Source organism: Vibrio sp. Vb1729, assembly GCF_033338655.1.
GTDB classification, from domain to species: Bacteria; Pseudomonadota; Gammaproteobacteria; order Enterobacterales; family Vibrionaceae; genus Vibrio; species Vibrio alginolyticus.
The window spans coordinates 192,173-210,345 of the sequence record NZ_JAWOTB010000050.1 but is presented as its reverse complement, the minus strand read 5'-3'; the positions used below and the strand labels follow the sequence as shown (position 1 = coordinate 210,345).

Here is an 18,173-nt window from a genome sequence, read left to right as displayed (position 1 = left end):
TGGAGGCGCCTCCCGGAGTCGAACCGAGGTCCACGGATTTGCAATCCGCTGCATAGCCACTCTGCCAAGGCGCCTTTTATTACGCTTCAGGGCTCTACCCCGTTGCGTTGGTGGCTACTTTACGGATTGAGAGAAGATAGTCAAACAAAAATATTTCATTTTCTGTTCGTTTGATTTCTTTTAAGTCAATTCGACCAAAGTTCGATCTTATTGGCTTAAAACGAAGCAATATAAATCTCGCTTTCAGTTCGTTTTGTCCCATGAAACATTAAGGCGTTTAATAGTTGCTGACCCTTTTTAGCAATCTTCCCACAACATTAGGGTGATAAGACCAAGTGTGATCAAACATCGACATTAATGCAGGATTTCCGTATTTCGATAAGCTAATCGCGTGAAAACGGTTTTTCTTCGCTTTGAGCGCATCCACTTTGGCCAGTAACTCGTCTTGTTGTTTTGGCGCGATAAAGTCGGAAATGACTACCATGTCTGCGTTTTTATATTTATCACCGCTCATCAAGTCGATAGATTTAATCAAAGTTGGCTCTAAGTCTGTACCACCATGGAAGCTATAAGTTAGAAAGTCCGCCGCCTCGCGCAGACCATCTTGTTTGGTTAGTTCGTAGGTAATGTGTTCCGTAGAAAAAATAATGACATAGCAATCACGTTGCTCCGCTAGTGCGATTTGCATCAGAGCATAAGCCATGGCTTTGGCGCATTGCTCAGGAAAGCCACTCATGGAACCGGACGCGTCCACACAAACAATGAAGGGGCCTTTTTCGATATCTACCGCTTTATGGTCAGGTCGGTGAGCTTTAACTTTACGTAACGTGCGCGATTTGCCTTGTGTACGATAGTTCATGAGCCGTTTATCAACTAAGTGTTTATAGAACACAACTTCAAGTTCAGGATACGCCAAAAACATCGTTTCGTTGGGAAGTAGCTTATTTAGATCATCGCTTTCGTGAATACCGACAATATCATCCGTCGCCTCATCACTTTTCTCTTCGACCAATTGAAGTTCTTCAGTGGGCGCACGATTTAGTTCAGGATCATTTACTTGCCCCGCCATACGACCGAGTTGCTCCGCAATTTCTTGCAAGCCTTGGTGCTTCTTCAGAAACTCAGCATGGCGTTTCATCACCGTTAAGTCTGTTTTACTCAACTTGGCAGATGCCATATCCCACAGGCGCCCTACACTTTCAGCGTCACCCGACTCCGTGACTTTATCCATATTACGCATGGTTTCCATACGTTGATACAGGTCATTCAGCACCTTTTCTTTATTGGCTTCAAGCTCGCTTACTTGCGCTTGTTTTATAGCATCGGTGAGGCTTTGGTACCATTGATCACAAAAGTAATGAGGGAACATAGGGTTATTCATCCCTTTGTTCTTTTCCATCATTCGGCGAGCTTGCATGTAAAACGCAGAGTGCCATTCTAGCTTTTTAATCACATCTTCGATGTTTTCAAAAAACGCCTCTTCATCCCAATGAATAACCTCTTGATATAAAGACAGCTCTTGTTGGAAACGCTCTGTCTCACATACCTTGGTGATCCGTTTTTTGACGCTGCCTCGCCACTTTAACAAGTGACCTTTGACCGAAGATTTAACACATCGGTTTTCTGCCATCATCATGACTTGTGAACGCGCCATCAAATCATTAACTGCGCTATCGATGATGCCGGAGTCGGCCACCATCAGCGCGAGGTTAAGTCCGTCTGCACCTAGCATGTCGTCTCCTTATGAGAAAAACTGATTTAAGTTTTTAAAGCGTTGGATAACTTTTTCACTTTCTGCTTGGATTGATTCAAGTCTCTGACTTACCTGTTGCAGACTCGACTCCATTAGGCGGGGTAGTTCAGGATCAACAAAGCTATGCGGAAGCGCATCATGAAAGTTCGCTTTCACCTTGCGCATATGGTGTTCTGCCTCACTAAGCTGATTTACGGTTTTTTCGCTCTGCGTTAACCACTTTTGGTAAAGCTCTACATCCAAGCCCTCTTGAGTCACTAGGCTAACCAAAATGCCTCGGTTCGCGATATCACGGATAACTAGGTTATTCGCCGCGTCAACATCAAATCGTAAACGGCACATGTTGGTGTTTTGATTGACGTAACCATACACATCACCGCTTCCCTCTTTAATGACTCGATCTAACTCATCTTTGGGTACATAAACCCAGCGGCTATCACCTTTTTCTGATTCTGAAACCGACATGTTGCTTTGCAAGACAACCAATTTAACTAAGTTAACGGCTGCGCCAACTTTGTACATCTTGGCTTTAGAGGTATCAAAGCGCATGGTTTCTTTACGCAAAATACCCGTTGCCGCTTCAGACGTTAACGTCATGCGGTAGGCATCTTCAAGTTCATGTTGAACATCAACCAAAGACTCACGGCAGTACTCAATTTCCTGCTCCGCGTCTTGTTGATCAAATGCATGTTTTAAGGCGAACTCTTGAACCACTTCACGTACCACATCTCGCGATTCAGGACTGTTCCATAAACAATCTTGCAGCAGTAGAAGGTCAAGCGGATTGATTTCATCGCGACCATTAAAAAACGCGCTCGCTTTTAACAACTTCACGGCTTTCTTCCAGCGGCGGTCAGAGACATACATGTCGGTATTGGCCACATCACCAAACTGAGCTTCAACTTTGCTTTCTAACATCGTTTTAAGCTGGAAAAGCTTTTCGAATGCATTGTCGGTTAACGTCAATTTGTCGAGCTGTTGTTGCCATTGATGATATTCTTCATCAGTTATCGCTAGGCCTTCTGGTACTTGTGCCTCTTGCGATGTGCCAACAGTCAACATCGACTTAAAGTTTTGTTTATTCTGAATTCGATTCACAAACACACGCACCAACATGCGGTCGTAGAGGGCATCCAATCCACTATCTTCATCGGGTAATTCATTGGAAGCCGATACCAACAAGCGCATTGGTACACGCTCGATATCGCTGCCATTTTTGAATGTTTTCTCATTAACCACTGTCAGCAATGTATTAAGAATTGCAGGGCCCGCCTTCCAGATTTCATCCAAAAATACGACTTGTGCAGTTGGCAAATACCCTTTAGTTAAGCGAACATAACGGCCGTTGTCTTTTAGCTCTTGGATACTCAGTGGCCCAAACACCTCTTCAGGGGTTGAGAAGCGCGTCATCAGGTATTCGAAGTAACTGCTGTTATCGAACGCTTGGATGAGTCGTTTGGCAATTAAGCTTTTTGCAATACCAGGGGGACCTAAAAGAAAAACACTTTCACCAGCAAGTGCAGCAAGAAGGCAGAGCTTGATCGTATGTTCACGCTCATAAACGCCATCCGTTAACGCTTTCGCCAATTTATTGATGCGTTCTGAGAGAAGCGCTTTTTCGGCATTTGAGGCAAATAAGGTTTGTGTCATACGTTCTCCGGCTGCTGAAGTGGTATTGCGTTAACATTTTTATACACTTGTTATAACTTTGTTACAAATGTATTTTGTCGAATTCCCCTTATAGCAGATGCTTTTCCCCTTCTTGACGAAGCAATCAAAGTTTCCATTTATGAGACATTGCTCACTTAAAGTGCAAACGCTTTCGTCGTGTTGCAGTATTTTTTGCTTTTGTTTCCCACCATTTGTGGTTAATGTCGAAAAACGTCAAAAATGCGGTAACAGCTAGGGTTCATAACTGCATGAGCAAGATAATTCATAAATGGAAGCAAATTTCTCTGATTGAAGAAGACGTTGTGCTTCCTACAGGACAGGCAATTACGCACACCACAATCCATCATCCGGGTGCTGCGGTGATTCTCCCTATTACAGCGGAGGGTCACATTGTCCTTGTCCACCAATTTCGGCCTTCACTTAATAAATGGCTATTGGAACTTCCTGCTGGTACCAGAGAAGGCAACGAAGAGCCACTCTGCTGCGCCAAAAGAGAGCTAGAGGAAGAAACGGGGTTTAGTGCAGAGAAATTCACGTCTCTCGGCCAAGTCACCCCTCTTGCCGGATTTTGTGATGAGATACAGTATCTATTTGTTGCCGAAAAGCTCAATAAAACAAACCGTTACGAGTGCGATGAAGACGAAGTGATTGAGGTCGTCACCTTGTCAATCAAGCAACTCGAAGAAAAGATTGTCGATGGCACGATCACCGATGCCAAAACGATCGCTTGCTTAAGCAAAGCGCGCCTTTGCGGATATATTTAGGACTTTGACCAAGGAGACATTCATGGATTTTCGATCAGATACCGTTACACAGCCCACCCAAGCCATGCGAGAAGCCATGTTTAAGGCCCCCGTTGGGGATGATGTTTATGGTGATGACCCTACGGTCAATGAGCTTGAAAAATTTGCTGCGCAGCTTGCTGGTTTCGAAGCAGCTTTGTTTACCACTTCAGGCACTCAAGCCAATCTGCTCGGTTTAATGGCGCATTGCGAGCGGGGAGATGAATATCTATGTGGGCAACAAGCACATAACTACAAATACGAAGCTGGTGGCGCGGCGGTTTTGGGATCAATTCAACCTCAACCAGTCGAAAATAACCCAGATGGCACGCTACCATTTGATAAACTGGCTGCTGCGATTAAACCAGATGATTGTCACTTTGCTCGCACTAAGCTTCTCAGCTTAGAAAACACAATTAATGGTAAAGTACTACCTCTGTCTTACTTAGCAGAAGCACGTGACTTCGTGAATAAACATAACTTGCAGATGCATCTAGATGGCGCTCGCGTTTTTAATGCAGCCGTTGCACTTGATGTTCCGGTAAAAGAGATCGGTCAGTACTTTGATTCAATGACGATCTGTCTGTCGAAAGGTCTGGCTGCCCCTGTTGGCTCGCTACTGCTTGGTAGCAAAGACTACATCGCAAAAGCACGTCGCTTAAGAAAGATGGTCGGCGGTGGTATGCGTCAAGCGGGTATTCTTGCCGCAGCAGGCAAACTTGCCCTTACCGAACAAGTGGAACAGCTAAAACAAGATCACATCAACGCAAAAACCTTAGCGGAAGGCTTAGCAGAACTGCCTGGTTTTTCAGTCAACCCTGAATTTGTTCAAACGAACATCGTGTTCGCGAAGCTTGATCCTCAAGTGGACATAGTAAGTATCGCAGCGAAACTAAAGGAACAAAACATCACGATAACCCCTGGAAATCCAATTCGTTTTGTAACTCATAAAGATATTTCAGCGAAAGACATCGACACTTTCTTATCAAGTATAAAATCTCTACTTTAATTTGATTTTGATCATTGAGCTTCCCCTAAGGGGAAGCTTTATTGTATCGGCATGATTTTTAGCGAATAGATAACCTCCATGCTCAGATTTGTACTTCTAATCTCTTTTATTTTCTCTTCCGCTATCCATGCCGAGCCGTTTGGTGATGCTGATAAAGGTAAAATCAAATCACCTAGCTGTGTCTATTGTCACGGTGTTACAGGCATCGCAACGAACAACACCTATCCAAGCCTTGCTGGTCAAAATACTCAGTACCTTTACAATGCAATGAAATCTTACCAAGCCGGTGAGCGTAAAGGGCCACTTGCAGAAATGATGGCAGCACAGTTAAAAATGTTAAATGATGAAGACCTTCGTGATGTCGCTGCTTTTTATGCAGAACAGAAGGAAATCAAGTGATTAGATCACTTGTAGATGCACTATGAAAGCTCGTGAATCATCCAAACTCAACGCATATTGAAACATTAACCCAACATTTGACCACAAAACAATCAAATTAACTTCACTTCAAATATTTGATGAATTTATAGTTCAACATAAGCATTAATATTGACTTTTTATTCTATTTTATCGATATTTCATGCTTTATTGAATTTGACGTGAAGTAAGTTATGTCTCACACACATGCGCAACCAGCAGACTCGGTTGCTACCCCTAAGTCGTGGCAGATGCCAGATACCCTCATTTTGATCTTCATTGTTGGTATTCTTGCTGCGATTCTTACCTACTTAATTCCTGCTGGTCATTTTGATAGCCAACAGGTGACCTACATGGTCGACGGTGCAGAAAAAACTCGCACAGTTATCGATCCTTCTTCTTTCTCTTATGCAACCGACGAAAACGGTGAATTGGTTTACAACAAAGTTGGCCTGTTTGCTTCTGGTGGTGGCATTGGTTTGATGAACTTCCCTTTCGAAGGGCTAGTTTCTGGCTCTAAATGGGGCAGCGCAATCGGCGTGATTATGTTCATGTTGGTTATCGGCGGTGCTTTCGGCGTTGTAATGCGCACAGGCACAATCGATAACGGTATCCTGCGCCTTATCGATAAGACCAAAGGTAACGAAGCGCTATTCATTCCAGTGCTATTTTTGCTGTTCTCGCTAGGCGGTGCGGTATTTGGTATGGGTGAGGAAGCCGTAGCGTTTGCGATTATTATCGCGCCGCTTATGGTTCGCCTTGGTTATGATGGTATCACTACGGTAATGGTTACCTATGTTGCGACTCAAATTGGCTTCGCTACTTCTTGGATGAACCCTTTTTCCGTAGCTATTGCGCAAGGCATTGCGGGTGTACCTGTTTTATCCGGCATGACAGTACGCATGGGGTTATGGGCTGGCTTTACGTTAATCGGTATCGCTTTCACAATGATCTACGCCGCTCGTGTGAAGTCAAATCCTAAACTTTCTTACAGCCATCGCACAGACCAGTATTTCCGTCAGCAAGAGCTTGGCAATCAAGATTCTCGTTGGAACCTAGGTGACACACTCGTTATCCTTACGGTTATTGCGACCACGGTGTGGGTCGTTTGGGGCGTAGTCGCTAACGCATGGTACATCCCAGAAATCGCTTCTCAATTTTTCACTATGGGCTTTGTTGTCGCGATCATCGGTACGATTTTCCGCCTAAACGGTATGACGCTAAACTGCGCAGCTGATGCATTTAAAGAAGGTGCAGCTATTATGCTTGCACCTGCCCTATTAGTGGGTTGTGCAAAAGGGGTATTGTTGATCCTTGGTGGTGGTACAACTGATGAAGCGAGTGTACTGAACTCAATTCTAAACAGTGCTGGCGGCGTGATCAGTGGGCTTCCTGACGTAGCTGCAGCATGGTTAATGTATGTATTCCAATCTATCTTCAACTTCTTTGTCACTTCAGGCTCAGGACAAGCGGCACTAACGATGCCTCTACTGGCCCCTCTGGCAGACATTGCAGGAGTTACGCGCCAAGTGGCAGTTTTGTCATTCCAACTTGGCGATGGCTTTACTAACGTTATCGTCCCTACTTCGGCATCTCTCATGGCAACGCTTGGTGTCTGCCGTATCGACTGGGGTGACTGGGCAAAATTCTGCTGGCGATTTATTCTATTACTCTTTACCCTATCAAGTATCGTCGTTATCGCAGCTCATATTATGGGTTTTGCGTAAAACGAAACCAATTGGTAATTAAGGCGAGACATGTTCTCGCCTTATTAATATTCATGGTATGACGACGCTAAGGTTTTAGATTAGCTTATGGTTTTGGAGTGGTAACTTTAATGGCAACACAATTTCTCGATGACATGATTCAGGGTCATCAAGTGATTCAATCTCTCAATGTAGCAGACCTAAATTCGGGCGAGCATAAGTTTTGGTTTCGCATCGCAACGAATGCTCTCTCTCAGTGGCAACACCTACCTGTGCTAGTGTTCAAAGGTGAAAAACCTGGCAAGAAGATCATGATTACCGCAGGGGTTCATGGTGATGAGTACAATGGTGTGTTAGCAGCGCAGAAAACTGCTCGAGAGCTCATCGGCACTGAAGTCGCTGGTACTGTCACTATTGTTCCAACCATTAACATGCCAGGTATGCTAAACCACAGCCGCGATTTCTATTCCGCAGACCCTGACGCGTCTCCTGCAAACTTAAACCGCTTTTTTCCTGGTGACCAAAACGGCAATGAGGCCCAACGTTACTTATATGCATTGTGGAATGATTTGCTCAAGCCAAATGCTGATTTAGCCATTGACCTTCACACTCAAACCAGTGGTGCGGCCTATCCACTTTACGTGTTTGCAGATTTCCGAATCGAGCAATCATTAGAAATGGCTCGTCTCATTAATCCTGATGCGATTTTAAATGATCCTGGAGATGCTGGCGTCCTTGAAACGGTTTGGAATAACCATGGTGTCCCAAGCATTACAGTTGAAGTAGGTATGGGGCGATACACCGAGCAAGAACTTATCAGTCGAACTGTAACAGGCATTTTTAATGTGCTGAAAAAGCATAACATTGTTGAAGGTGATATGGACCCTATTACGTCATGCTTGGAAGGAAACGAAATCGTCAGTGTAAAAGCGACACACGGCGGCTTTGTACTGCCTCATGTCAGTTTGATGAATTTTGTCGAGCAAGGCCAACTTCTTGCGATTCAATACGACAGCTTTGGCGCTGAGATTAAACGCTACACCGCCCCAACAAGCGGCACAGTACTTAGCCACAATGTTGAATCTATTCGAGCACCAGGTTCCCTGATCGTTCGTTTGATTAAGTAAACCATAACCGTTTGTTGATAGATCAACCTTTCGACGCTCACTCAAATTTATATAAGCCCCATCACGAGTAATCACAAATGATGGGGCTATATCCATTTTGACCACATTAAGTTACGCGGTAACAAATTACTGTTAAGCGAAATGACAAACTGAGCTCTTAATTAGGAAGCTGCCCCTCTGTCCGCTTTTTCAGCCACGCTGATGAACTTAAAGCTGTCTTTGTTTCTCTTGTTCAACAAAAATGAGCTCGTCGATAGCGAAACCTTTCTCTTTAGCTACGTACTTAAAGCGCTCCACTACTCTCTCATCAACGTTAGGCGTTCTAGACAATAGCCACAAATAGTCGTGGTTGTAACCGGAAACAAACGCATAGTCATAGTTTTCACCTAGCTCAAAAACAATGTAAGAAGAGTATATTGGCCCAAAAAAGGAAACCTTTAAGTGTCCAACCGTTTTATCTTCAACAAAATAAGCTTTGCCTTCAGCTTCTGACCACTGTCGCTCTTCTTCGGAATATCCACGGTTTATCACCTTAACCCCACCATCCTCGCGAACCTGATACTCAGCGGTAACGTTGGATAAGCCTCGCTCAAATGAATGGTCTAGGCGTGCAATTTCGTACCACTTACCTAGATATGGCTCTAAATCGAAATTATTGACGGGTTCCACCCCATCCGGCTTCGAGGTACAACCAAATAAAGTTGCAAGTGACAAAAGTAAAAATATTTTTATCGATTTCATACAACACCTAAATTTTAATTAGTGATTGATTTTACTCTAGAAGATAACAAATCGATCACTAAGCCGCACCATCACCTTCATAGGTACACATCACAATTCTTCATCAATAGCGCACTGAACACCGAAACCTCGTCATCTCAGCAAATCGTTAACAAGATTGCTCTATTTTTGACTTACAAGCTGACCATGCTTGTACATTTTGTCAGCATTTAACCCTATGCATATAGAAACTTTGCACAACATAGACATTCGTAGGCATATCACCCTCCTATAATACGTTGCGTTATAGACAGAGGTTATTGTTATGAAATTAAAAACAGTGTCAGTTTGTGCACTTTTGGTGTTACTTGCAGGTTGTCAGCAGGAAAAGCCGAGCGAAACGACACAATTAACGACCTCAGCAGATGTATGTAATGCACAAGGAAACATGCCAGGTGGGTGGAATGAGTTTAACGCGACCCCTGATGCACAAAAGGCAATGGCCTTTGTTTTAGAGAAAATGGACACAATAGCGTCGTTTAAACAAATACTGAATGTTCACGCGCAAATCGTTAGCGGCGTCAACTATGCTATTGAGTTTGAATTGGATGATGGCTCTGTTTGGAACACGATTGTTTATCGCAACCTCGATGGCGAATATGCGATTACCCAATCGCCAAAAGAAGGCCACTTTTGCGAACAGTAGCGACTTAGTCAGAAAGCCCCAACATTAGGGGCTTTTTGATCTAACAGTAGTCACTGAATTAGACAGCGAAGCGACATTGAGATTTAATCGACACCGTTGAACCAAGTCTTGATGGTTCTACATCAATCCTCTGCGCCATTTGTTCTTTCAACTCAGAAACGTGAGAAATAACACCGATCATGCGCCCAGTCTGTTGCAGGTCCACTAGCGTTTGAATAGCAAGATCTAAAGACTCTGGGTCTAAACTACCGAAGCCCTCATCAATAAATAAAGTGTCTAAACGAATACCGCCACTATAGGATTGCACAACATCCGACAAACCAAGTGCCAGAGCAAGCGCTGCCATAAATGATTCACCGCCGGAAAGTGTCGCAACATCACGCGTTTTTCCTGTGTAGCCATCTTCAACCATTAAATCTAAGCCGCGACCCGCAGCACCTTTGAAGCCCTCTGTTTTTCGAGCAAGAATATAGCGCCCTTTACTCATAAGGCTTAAACGTTGAGAGGCCTGAATCAGCACATCATCCAACAGTACACCAAGAACAAAGCGATGTAGGCTAACCCTGCTGCCTGTTTTACCACTAGCAACGTCGTACAACGTACCAAAGACTTTGTATTCTTCTTCTAACTTACTATTTTTCTCATGCAACACGGCAATATCTTTACGAACCTTTTCAAGACGTTCAAATATTGAGCGTGTGGTATCAAGTTGATTCCTTACTTCAATATATTGCGCCTGCAGAGTGGTTAACCTGTCGTTAAACGACTCTAAATTAGGCCTTTCAAGATCTTTCAATGCATGATTTAAATCATGTAGTGTTTGCTCAAGCTTGGTTTGTGCCTGTTTGAAGCTGTCTATTTCTTGCTGCCAGGCTTGAAGTTCATCATCTCCCACTCGACTACTTAGATAATGGCTTTCATCTTCAAATTTACTCGCCTGTAGTGCCTCATTCCACGCTAATTCTGCTTGGCTAAGTTTTTGCTCTGACTCAGATAACCACTGCTTGTTCGTCGCTAAGTGACTTTCCGCATTTGATTTCTCCAATATCGCTTGCTGCAAAGCGTTTTGCGCCTTTTCTAAGCCTGTGTTCAAACTCAGAATTTGCTCTTTTGTCAGCAAAATTTCACGTTCAAGCAAGTCAGCGGAACTGTATTTTGGGTCAATAAAAGCTTGTAATTGAGCCAATTGTTCTTGGTTCGCTTTAACGGTTGATTCATTTGCCGCCATTTGATTCTGCAGCTCATGAATTTTATTTTCACCCACGACGCAGCGTTGATTAAGCTGTTCAACGTTCCTTTCTAGTTTTTCAATATCAATAGCTTGTAGACGTAGGAGTTGAGCATTAAGCGCTTGCAAATCATTTTGAACCGTCGAGATCTCAGATGTAGCATACTCACCCAACTCCTCTTTCAACTGGTTACACTGATTCTGATACTGACTAATGACAACGTTATGTTGTTCTAGCTGATTGCTTAGTTGGTTCAACAAGGTTTGAGCTTCTCGCTCTTTAGCTCTAGCCGCCTGAACTTGCTCTTTTGTAACGGCTTCTTCAACAAACGTTGCGGGGTTAGGATGCGTTTCGCTACCACACACCGGGCATGCTTCACCTGCTTTTAGTCGCTGCGCTAATACTGCCGCTTGAGCGTTGTGCCACTTAAGCTCTATCGTATCAGCGGCTTGTTGACGCTGCATATAGCGCTGACTGGCTTCGTGTAGTGACTGCTGCTTGCCTACAGTTAGCGCATTGAGTTTAGAGAGCTCTAAAGTAAGATCATGCAGCTTTTGTAGATCCTGTAACAGCCGTTGTTTTTGTTTTATTTCCGCATCGATGCTGCCAATAAGCGCAACATCAACTCGTGCTTTCTCTAGCTCCTTCTGTCCCTGCTGGGCCTGTAACGTTAACTTATCTTTTAGTTCTATGTACTGTTTTAACGTTGCTTCAAATTGTTGTTTTTGTTGATAACCCGCCGTTATTTTACTTTCCAAATTGTCTTTCTCGACCAACTTGTTTTTCATACTTTCAAGTTGATACTGCAGTTGCGTTAACTGCGGGACCTTTGCCGCTGCCTCTTTTGCACTTTGCTGCAAGTTTTCTTGTTCTCTCGCAACGACATTAGCTTTTTCGAGACTCTCTTCCAAAGCTACGATTTTTTGCCTAAGCTCTTGCGTTTGAGCCTTTGCATTTTGTAATGAGATGTAGGGCAACTCTATCTTATTGGCATTTTTAGCGTTTTCTAATTGCTGTTGACGAGCTTTTATCGAATCTGAGTGTTCTAGATGCAGCTTGAGTGCGCTTTCTGCTTGCTCTCGTTTCGAAAACTCTCCATTCAAGGTTTCCGCTTTTTGCAATTCAGATTTAGCAGTATTGAGCTTATCTAACGCTGCTTGCTCATTCTTTTTATCAGACTCTAATTGCTTAGTTACTTGTTCCAGTTGTTGTAATAGTTCTTGTTCAGAACTCGCTTCTGCAACTTGTAAAGCACCTCGAATTTGATTATCAAATTCGCCTTTCGCTTTACTAATTGCACTCGCTTTATCTTTGAGCGCGTACTCAATTTTTTTATATATGTCAGTTTGAAAGAGCTGGCCAAAAATTTCTTCACGCTCTTTAGAGCTAGCAAGCAACAGTTCTCGGAATTTTCCTTGAGGCAACACCATAACTTGACGAAATTGAGTTTCATTCAAGCCAATAATATTGCTAACTTCAGTTTTAACCTGAGTCGTCTTGCTGGTGATAAGCGTTTCAGTCTCACCGAGTTCATAAAGAGCCGCAGTGTGCTTTTTAATCGTCATCCCTTCACCACGGGCCTTGGGCGCTTCCTGCTCAGGGGATCGAACAACTCGGTATTGTTTGCCGTGTAACGAAAATTCGAGAACTACTTCGGTTGGTAAGTCTTGCGCGGATAAGTCACACCGCATCTGAATACCTTGTCGCTCATTACCTGTGGTTTCACCATAAAGGGCGAAGCAAATGGCATCTAAGATCGACGTTTTACCGGAACCTGTAGGACCATTAATCAAAAATAGAGGGTTACTGCCAAGCTTCTCAAAATGAATGATTTCAGTTTTTGCAAACGGACCAAAGGCTTGCATGGTTAGTTTAATTGGTTTCATCTTTGGTCCCTATTGCTGTGATAATTGCTTAATAATGTCAGTAACAGCTTGCTCTTGCTCTTTAGACAACTGGCTATCTTGCGCCTCAATAAAAAAATCTCGGAACATATCAATTTCGCTTCGCGCCAACTTTGCTTGCGCCATTTCCTGCTCTACCCCAATTAACATGCCAGGTTTCTCAAGGTGTAAAACGTTTGGATACACTGAACGAAGTTTTTCCATTGGGTTTAAAATCGCATGTTTATCCATCAAACGAACTAACAAATAATCTTCATTCTTGGGGTCTGTTTTCCCTTGCTCAATAACTTTATCCAGCTCGCCCTCTACAATACGCATTTCATGAGGAGCCGTAAGATCAATATGCTTTGCAGAAACGAATCCTTTCTTGTCCAGTTCAACTAACGTGAAACCTTTTCTCTGGTTCTGTTCACCAAAGCTATACTTCATGAGAGAGCCAGAGTAACGGATATGCTCTGCGCCTTTCTTTTGAGGCTGATGCAAATGACCAAGTGCGACGTAGTCAAAATCTAAGAAGTGTTCATGACTCACGCGATCAGAACCACCAATAGATAATGGTCGTTCAGAGTCTGACTCGATAGCCCCATCAACAAAACAGTGACTCACGAGCACGCGCTTTTGCTCAGAGATAAAGCGCTCTTTAATTTGCTCAACAAGCAATTGATGAGCCTCATCATGAGTGGATACCGAGGCTTTGTAGGCAAACCTGACCTGTTCAGGGTCGTTATAAGGCATACCATAAAACGCGACCTCGTCCGCAGAGTCCGTTTTTATGATGATGGGAGTGAGCATCTCTTCAAAGTTGCTAACAATATGGAGACCTGCATTTTTCATTTGCTCTGAGCCGAAACCTAACCTTTCTGCACCATCATGGTTGCCAGATATCAATATCATTGGTGTTTCTAACTCGGTACAAATGCGTTTCACGACTCGATTTAACAGTTCTATTGCAACCGTTGGTGGCACCGAACGGTCATAGATATCTCCCGCCACTACAACTGCATCGACGGGGTTGCGTTCAATATAGTTAATCAGTTGTTCGAGTACTGCTTGTTGATCTTCGAGTAGTGATACGTTGTGGAATTGTCGACCAAGATGCCAATCTGAGGTGTGGATAAACTTCATTCGAATTCACTTTCCGCCAATTCTATGAGTAGGCTTGCTTCTGTCAGAGTCCATGTACCGTTTATAAAAAGGAATGCGTCACGGGTGGGATCTCGAACAAACCAAAACTCAAGTTATTTTATATCGGTAAGGATATCTTGAGTCGAACAGCTTTTCATGTGGTTTGTGTTCTATGGCTGGCTATTTAATCAGAAAGCGAGAAGAACACTGTAAAAACGCGGTGAGCAAAGCTATTTTGAAAAGCAAGCTGCGCCTAGTCATTGTCCAAACATCATTAAAGGGCCAGTTTCGAGTCAATCCCCCATAACATTTGCATCACTAAAACCTCAGCTACTAGAAGGAAAAGCAATAGCCAGACCTATTCACTACGCCAATTGTATATTACTCCTACCGCATAGCCATCTGACTCGATGTCGGCTTGCAACACGTGAAAGTCTGGGCAGGGGCTGCTTCTTTGAAGCTCATCAATCACTAACGCTTTTAAAACGCCGCCACATGCACCCAATCCGCCAAGTTTGATATCAACAAATTGATACTGAGTTTGATCGGTCACCCACGGAGACAAGAATTGCATTGAGTTTAACCATTGCGGTTCTTCCTCATTAACGGATAAATACAATTGACTGAGTGGATGTTCACAACTTACTCCTAATTGCTTAAACACTTTGTCCACGGCGATGCGTTGTTGTTTGGCATCTAAATCAATTCGAACAACATCAGGCACAAGACCTGAATGTCGAAAAAAACACTTGGTTAAAATGATAGAGCTTTGAGGTTTGACATGCCCTTCTACATCACTCGTAACCTCTATAGCCAGTATCCAAGTCGCTTGCGTTTCATTAACTTCACGATTTATCCGATTTAGTGCCATCAAAAATGCAGCTTGGCCATAAGGATAAAAGTAAATTTCAGTATTGACAGTTTGGTCAACGAAAATAGAAAGCTCGCTTATCAATGCTTTAAGCAAACTTTTGTCCACCGAAGATGGTAAAAGAACACAGAGATTCTCCTTGATATCAGCTTGCTCAAGACTCTCGCGCTCAGAGCGCACGAGGCTTAATATATGCTCATCTATTGATTGAGCAAAGTCAGGGGGTCGGATTTCCTCGGACAATCTAAAAGAATCATCAGCTATCTCGCGAACGGTGTGTGAACGGCCATTAAAGGATAGAAGATGCGTTTGAAATGCGAGTGGCATCTAGCCTCCGATTAAAACCGTAGGCATACCAGATAGAATTTTGCCACCATGAGACGTTGAATCGCCGACTCTCGCGGCTGGTTTACCGTTGATTGTTACGCTAGAAGAACCTGCTGAGATACTATCCGGAGGACCGATACAAATAAGCTTGTCGCCTTGTCTTGCCGCAGGTATCCCGCCAATCGTTACGTTTGGTGAACCAACAACGACGGGACCACCGACATGCGGTATCTTTCCTGTTTTTTTAGGGCAAAGATGAAAGCTGCCCAAAATTGCGGCTGGTTTACCCACTTTAAATCACCTTAGTTCAATGAAATTTGCCCAGCTTTAAGAGCAATAGCTGAGCCGTTAATGGATATTTTATTACCTTTGATATTGATTTCTCCAGAGCTAGACATCTGAATAGAAGCACCACCTACTTTGATCTCGACGCTCTTTCCTGCATTAAAAGACAGTACTTCACCCGTTTCATTCGAAAAGTTTTTACCTACTTTCAAGCTCGCGTTCTGACCAACCTCTTGATTAACATCATTGGTCACTTTTTCGGTTTTACTGTTTTCAACGGCGATATCAACACAGTCTTCAACTAGCATTTGGAACAGTTTTTCAGCATGAAGATAAATGTGCTCTTCACCAGGCTTATCATCGAAGCGCAACTCATTAAAACTGGATGTACCTTTTTGTACAGAGCGTGATTTATAACCACTCTGAGAACTTTGCTCTGGTAAAGCGTAAGGAGGGAGTTGACTACCGTTATATAGTGACCCCGTAACGATTGGTTGATCAGGGTCTCCGTTAACAAACTCGACGATGACCTCTTGTCCGACTCTAGGGTGAAACACCGACCCCCATCCGTTACCTGCAATATTTTGCGCAACACGAATCCAACATGAACTATTTACATCGTATTTACCAACACGGTCCCAGTGAAACTGAACTTTGATACGGCCATGTTTGTCTATGTAAATTTCACCATCTTTGTTCCCCGTAACTACTGCGGTTTGCAAACCTTTCATCTGAGGTTTCGGGTAGTTAACTGAAGGACGCAGGATTGTCTTTGAGTCAACACAACTAAACGAGACTTTGACACCTTGCGCACCGGTCCCACCTTGACCAGTCTGGTTATAAACAGCAGCAGACAAAAAAACAGAAGACAGTACATATTCTTTGCCGACTCGAGATTTATCTTCATGCTTTTTAAACTTGAAGCACTTGCCCACACTGAATGTTCTGCACGTAGCCTCGCCACGACACAAATATGCATTTTGCTGTAGTGCTTCTATTGCATGCGTGTTTCTTAGTGCGTATTGATCATTGCTCTCCATTTCACCCATGTATTCAAAATACTCGCTTCCAGGTACTGTAAAAAAATCACTTTCACCCTTTGCAGTATTTTTAGGATTCGAAGAAGGCTTGAGCATGTTATAGCCTGACTTTTGACTCGCTTTAGTAGTCAGAATTTGCGTTTCATGCCAAGAAGAAATGTGGCTAGATTTCGCCGTACCTGTATCAAAATCGACTAAAAACTCAGTACCCGGCTTATAAAAACTGATGTCATCAAAAATACTGAGCGTATGGGCAGACTTAGTATGTGTAAAACAAAATGATAGCCCCTCCTCCGATAACAGACGTCGAACAAATTCAAGATCTGATTCTTCATATTGTACTTTGTATGTGTATTTAGGATAGGACTTGGTTAACTCAAAACTAAAGGCAACACTATGCTCCGATAGTACTTCAGAGATAATTTCCTTTATATCTTTATGCTGAAATATTCTGCAATTTTTTCGATATTCAGCGAAACGTAATTTAGGCTCTATTAATAATTCTATGTTTTTATAATTTTCGCCTTTATGTGTATTAGAAACCCTTTTCCCTTCTAATCTTGCAGCAGAAACATAACCATGCATATAACGAGGATTTGAAGAAACATCCTCATTATTTTCAAGGGTAATGGTAACTTCCTTACCAATAATTTCGTTTAACTCACTTCGTTGATCATTAAAGTAAGCTTTAGCACGCAATGAAAAAAGTTCTGAGATCTCTTCTCTATACTCAAACGAGTTTAGTATGATGGCATCTTTACCGAATGGCGAAGAAATTCGGATGAAATTGTTATCTTGAGTTGCTCTTTTCATTAAATACTTCTTTCAAAAAAATGCGGAGGAATACTCCCCCGCATGAAAATTACATTTGTTGACCTTTAACACCGCTGTAGCCGTATACCAATGGAGCAGAAGTGTTGTTCTTATCGTCAGTAGGAGTCACTGTCATCATCATTTCTGTGTAAGAAATTGTGATAGTTTCAACTGGACGATCGTCTTGGATAGAAACTGAGTAGTTAGAAATCATCGCATCAGTCAGTTCGATCTTCATGATCTCTTCAACCTTCTCACCCTGCTTAGTAATATGGAAAACCGCTGGTTTACCTTTACCAATCGTCGCTTCTTTAAATAAGTCAGGAGAAGAACGGTCTTGAAGTTTAGTGATAGTCAAATCATATAGACGAGTAGCGCTCGCTTCACGGTCCATCGCTGTACCAGTGTATGATGAGATCTCACGACCTACACTCCAATCTACAGATAGTAGTGTAATCAAATCTTTGTATTGCTCGGCTGTTGCCTCACCCTTAATATCTGCGTATTTAAGATACGTATTAGACTGCATGCTAATCTCCTATAGCATTATTAATTGACATATATCGTAGTAATTTAATTATCTGACGTTTGGTGATAATTAGTGATTAATGTATCAAAAACTTCATTTTAAATACGCCCTGTTATATCTTTAAATAAGATTTAATTTAAGCGTTTTTTATAAAAAATA

The 18,173-nt window shown here is 42.8% G+C and carries 15 protein-coding genes and 1 tRNA gene; 6 read left to right on the top strand and 10 right to left on the bottom strand.

Features of this window, described 5'->3' with window-relative positions; all coding sequences use genetic code 11:
* The 3 genes from R7E29_RS22335 to R7E29_RS22325 form a co-directional block, all read right to left on the bottom strand.
* Positions 1-74: transfer RNA gene (locus R7E29_RS22335), tRNA-Cys, on the bottom strand.
* Between the two features lie 203 nt (positions 75-277).
* Positions 278-1,732 (bottom strand): ATPase RavA stimulator ViaA, encoded by a 1,455-nt coding sequence (gene viaA, locus R7E29_RS22330; protein WP_054576740.1) that lies wholly within the window; start codon positions 1,730-1,732, stop codon positions 278-280.
* Between the two features lie 9 nt (positions 1,733-1,741).
* Positions 1,742-3,403, bottom strand: a complete 1,662-nt coding sequence (locus R7E29_RS22325) for an ATPase RavA domain-containing protein (protein ID WP_213906680.1) — start codon at positions 3,401-3,403, stop codon at positions 1,742-1,744.
* 269 nt (positions 3,404-3,672) lie between these two features.
* Between R7E29_RS22325 and R7E29_RS22320 the strand changes: the two genes are divergently transcribed.
* From R7E29_RS22320 to R7E29_RS22300, 5 genes are all read left to right on the top strand, one after another.
* Complete coding sequence (locus R7E29_RS22320) at positions 3,673-4,188, top strand: NUDIX hydrolase (protein WP_005375979.1); 516 nt, start codon at positions 3,673-3,675, stop codon at positions 4,186-4,188.
* A gap of 22 nt (positions 4,189-4,210) precedes the next feature.
* Positions 4,211-5,215, top strand: coding sequence for a low-specificity L-threonine aldolase (gene ltaE, locus R7E29_RS22315; RefSeq protein WP_005375978.1), 1,005 nt, complete (start codon positions 4,211-4,213; stop codon positions 5,213-5,215).
* Between the two features lie 78 nt (positions 5,216-5,293).
* Positions 5,294-5,614, top strand: a complete 321-nt coding sequence (locus R7E29_RS22310; protein ID WP_033907021.1) for a c-type cytochrome — start codon at positions 5,294-5,296, stop codon at positions 5,612-5,614.
* Positions 5,615-5,826: 212 nt separating this feature from the next.
* The gene (gene yfcC, locus R7E29_RS22305; protein ID WP_005387492.1) at positions 5,827-7,359 is read left to right on the top strand and encodes a putative basic amino acid antiporter YfcC; all 1,533 of its coding nucleotides are present in this window, start codon (positions 5,827-5,829) and stop codon (positions 7,357-7,359) included.
* A 110-nt stretch (positions 7,360-7,469) separates the two neighbouring features.
* Positions 7,470-8,465: a succinylglutamate desuccinylase/aspartoacylase family protein gene (locus R7E29_RS22300; RefSeq protein ID WP_053303674.1), complete on the top strand. Its 996-nt coding sequence runs from the start codon at positions 7,470-7,472 to the stop codon at positions 8,463-8,465.
* A 207-nt stretch (positions 8,466-8,672) separates the two neighbouring features.
* On the opposite strand, the gene R7E29_RS22295 is transcribed toward R7E29_RS22300, so the two are convergent.
* Positions 8,673-9,206: a lipocalin family protein gene (locus tag R7E29_RS22295; RefSeq protein WP_054576742.1), complete on the bottom strand. Its 534-nt coding sequence runs from the start codon at positions 9,204-9,206 to the stop codon at positions 8,673-8,675.
* Positions 9,207-9,510: 304 nt separating this feature from the next.
* Between R7E29_RS22295 and R7E29_RS22290 the strand changes: the two genes are divergently transcribed.
* A complete protein-coding gene (locus R7E29_RS22290; protein ID WP_054576743.1) occupies positions 9,511-9,891 on the top strand; it encodes a cystatin family protein in 381 nt (126 codons plus the stop codon).
* 58 nt (positions 9,892-9,949) lie between these two features.
* Here R7E29_RS22290 and R7E29_RS22285 read toward each other — a convergent pair whose 3' ends face one another.
* The 6 genes from R7E29_RS22285 to R7E29_RS22260 all read right to left on the bottom strand — a co-directional run bounded on the left by R7E29_RS22285 (position 9,950) and on the right by R7E29_RS22260 (position 18,014).
* Positions 9,950-13,006, bottom strand: a complete 3,057-nt coding sequence (locus R7E29_RS22285) for an AAA family ATPase (RefSeq protein WP_054576744.1) — start codon at positions 13,004-13,006, stop codon at positions 9,950-9,952.
* Between the two features lie 9 nt (positions 13,007-13,015).
* Complete coding sequence (locus R7E29_RS22280; RefSeq protein ID WP_318083091.1) at positions 13,016-14,149, bottom strand: exonuclease SbcCD subunit D; 1,134 nt, start codon at positions 14,147-14,149, stop codon at positions 13,016-13,018.
* A gap of 358 nt (positions 14,150-14,507) precedes the next feature.
* Positions 14,508-15,347: a hypothetical protein gene (locus R7E29_RS22275; RefSeq protein ID WP_017633638.1), complete on the bottom strand. Its 840-nt coding sequence runs from the start codon at positions 15,345-15,347 to the stop codon at positions 14,508-14,510.
* Positions 15,348-15,638 carry a PAAR domain-containing protein gene (locus R7E29_RS22270; RefSeq protein WP_005375969.1) on the bottom strand — a complete coding sequence of 97 codons (291 nt, stop codon included), beginning with the start codon at positions 15,636-15,638 and terminating at the stop codon, positions 15,348-15,350.
* Between the two features lie 11 nt (positions 15,639-15,649).
* The gene (gene tssI, locus R7E29_RS22265; RefSeq protein ID WP_053303677.1) at positions 15,650-17,485 is read right to left on the bottom strand and encodes a type VI secretion system tip protein TssI/VgrG; all 1,836 of its coding nucleotides are present in this window, start codon (positions 17,483-17,485) and stop codon (positions 15,650-15,652) included.
* A gap of 49 nt (positions 17,486-17,534) precedes the next feature.
* Positions 17,535-18,014, bottom strand: coding sequence for an Hcp family type VI secretion system effector (locus R7E29_RS22260; protein WP_005375967.1), 480 nt, complete (start codon positions 18,012-18,014; stop codon positions 17,535-17,537).
* Positions 18,015-18,173 lie beyond the last annotated feature (159 nt).

Excerpts from the sequence above, each read along its gene's own strand:
- R7E29_RS22280 (WP_318083091.1), bottom strand. The coding sequence starts at position 14,149 with ATGAAGTTTATCCACACCTCAGATTGGCATCTTGGTCGACAATTCCAC.
- R7E29_RS22300 (WP_053303674.1), top strand. The coding sequence starts at position 7,470 with ATGGCAACACAATTTCTCGATGACATGATTCAGGGTCATCAAGTGATT.
- R7E29_RS22310 (WP_033907021.1), top strand. The coding sequence starts at position 5,294 with ATGCTCAGATTTGTACTTCTAATCTCTTTTATTTTCTCTTCCGCTATC.
- R7E29_RS22285 (WP_054576744.1), bottom strand. The coding sequence starts at position 13,006 with ATGAAACCAATTAAACTAACCATGCAAGCCTTTGGTCCGTTTGCAAAA.
- tssI (WP_053303677.1), bottom strand. The coding sequence starts at position 17,485 with ATGAAAAGAGCAACTCAAGATAACAATTTCATCCGAATTTCTTCGCCA.
- viaA (WP_054576740.1), bottom strand. The coding sequence starts at position 1,732 with ATGCTAGGTGCAGACGGACTTAACCTCGCGCTGATGGTGGCCGACTCC.
- R7E29_RS22320 (WP_005375979.1), top strand. The coding sequence starts at position 3,673 with ATGAGCAAGATAATTCATAAATGGAAGCAAATTTCTCTGATTGAAGAA.
- yfcC (WP_005387492.1), top strand. The coding sequence starts at position 5,827 with ATGTCTCACACACATGCGCAACCAGCAGACTCGGTTGCTACCCCTAAG.
- R7E29_RS22295 (WP_054576742.1), bottom strand. The coding sequence starts at position 9,206 with ATGAAATCGATAAAAATATTTTTACTTTTGTCACTTGCAACTTTATTT.
- R7E29_RS22325 (WP_213906680.1), bottom strand. The coding sequence starts at position 3,403 with ATGACACAAACCTTATTTGCCTCAAATGCCGAAAAAGCGCTTCTCTCA.
- R7E29_RS22290 (WP_054576743.1), top strand. The coding sequence starts at position 9,511 with ATGAAATTAAAAACAGTGTCAGTTTGTGCACTTTTGGTGTTACTTGCA.
- R7E29_RS22275 (WP_017633638.1), bottom strand. The coding sequence starts at position 15,347 with ATGCCACTCGCATTTCAAACGCATCTTCTATCCTTTAATGGCCGTTCA.
- ltaE (WP_005375978.1), top strand. The coding sequence starts at position 4,211 with ATGGATTTTCGATCAGATACCGTTACACAGCCCACCCAAGCCATGCGA.
- R7E29_RS22260 (WP_005375967.1), bottom strand. The coding sequence starts at position 18,014 with ATGCAGTCTAATACGTATCTTAAATACGCAGATATTAAGGGTGAGGCA.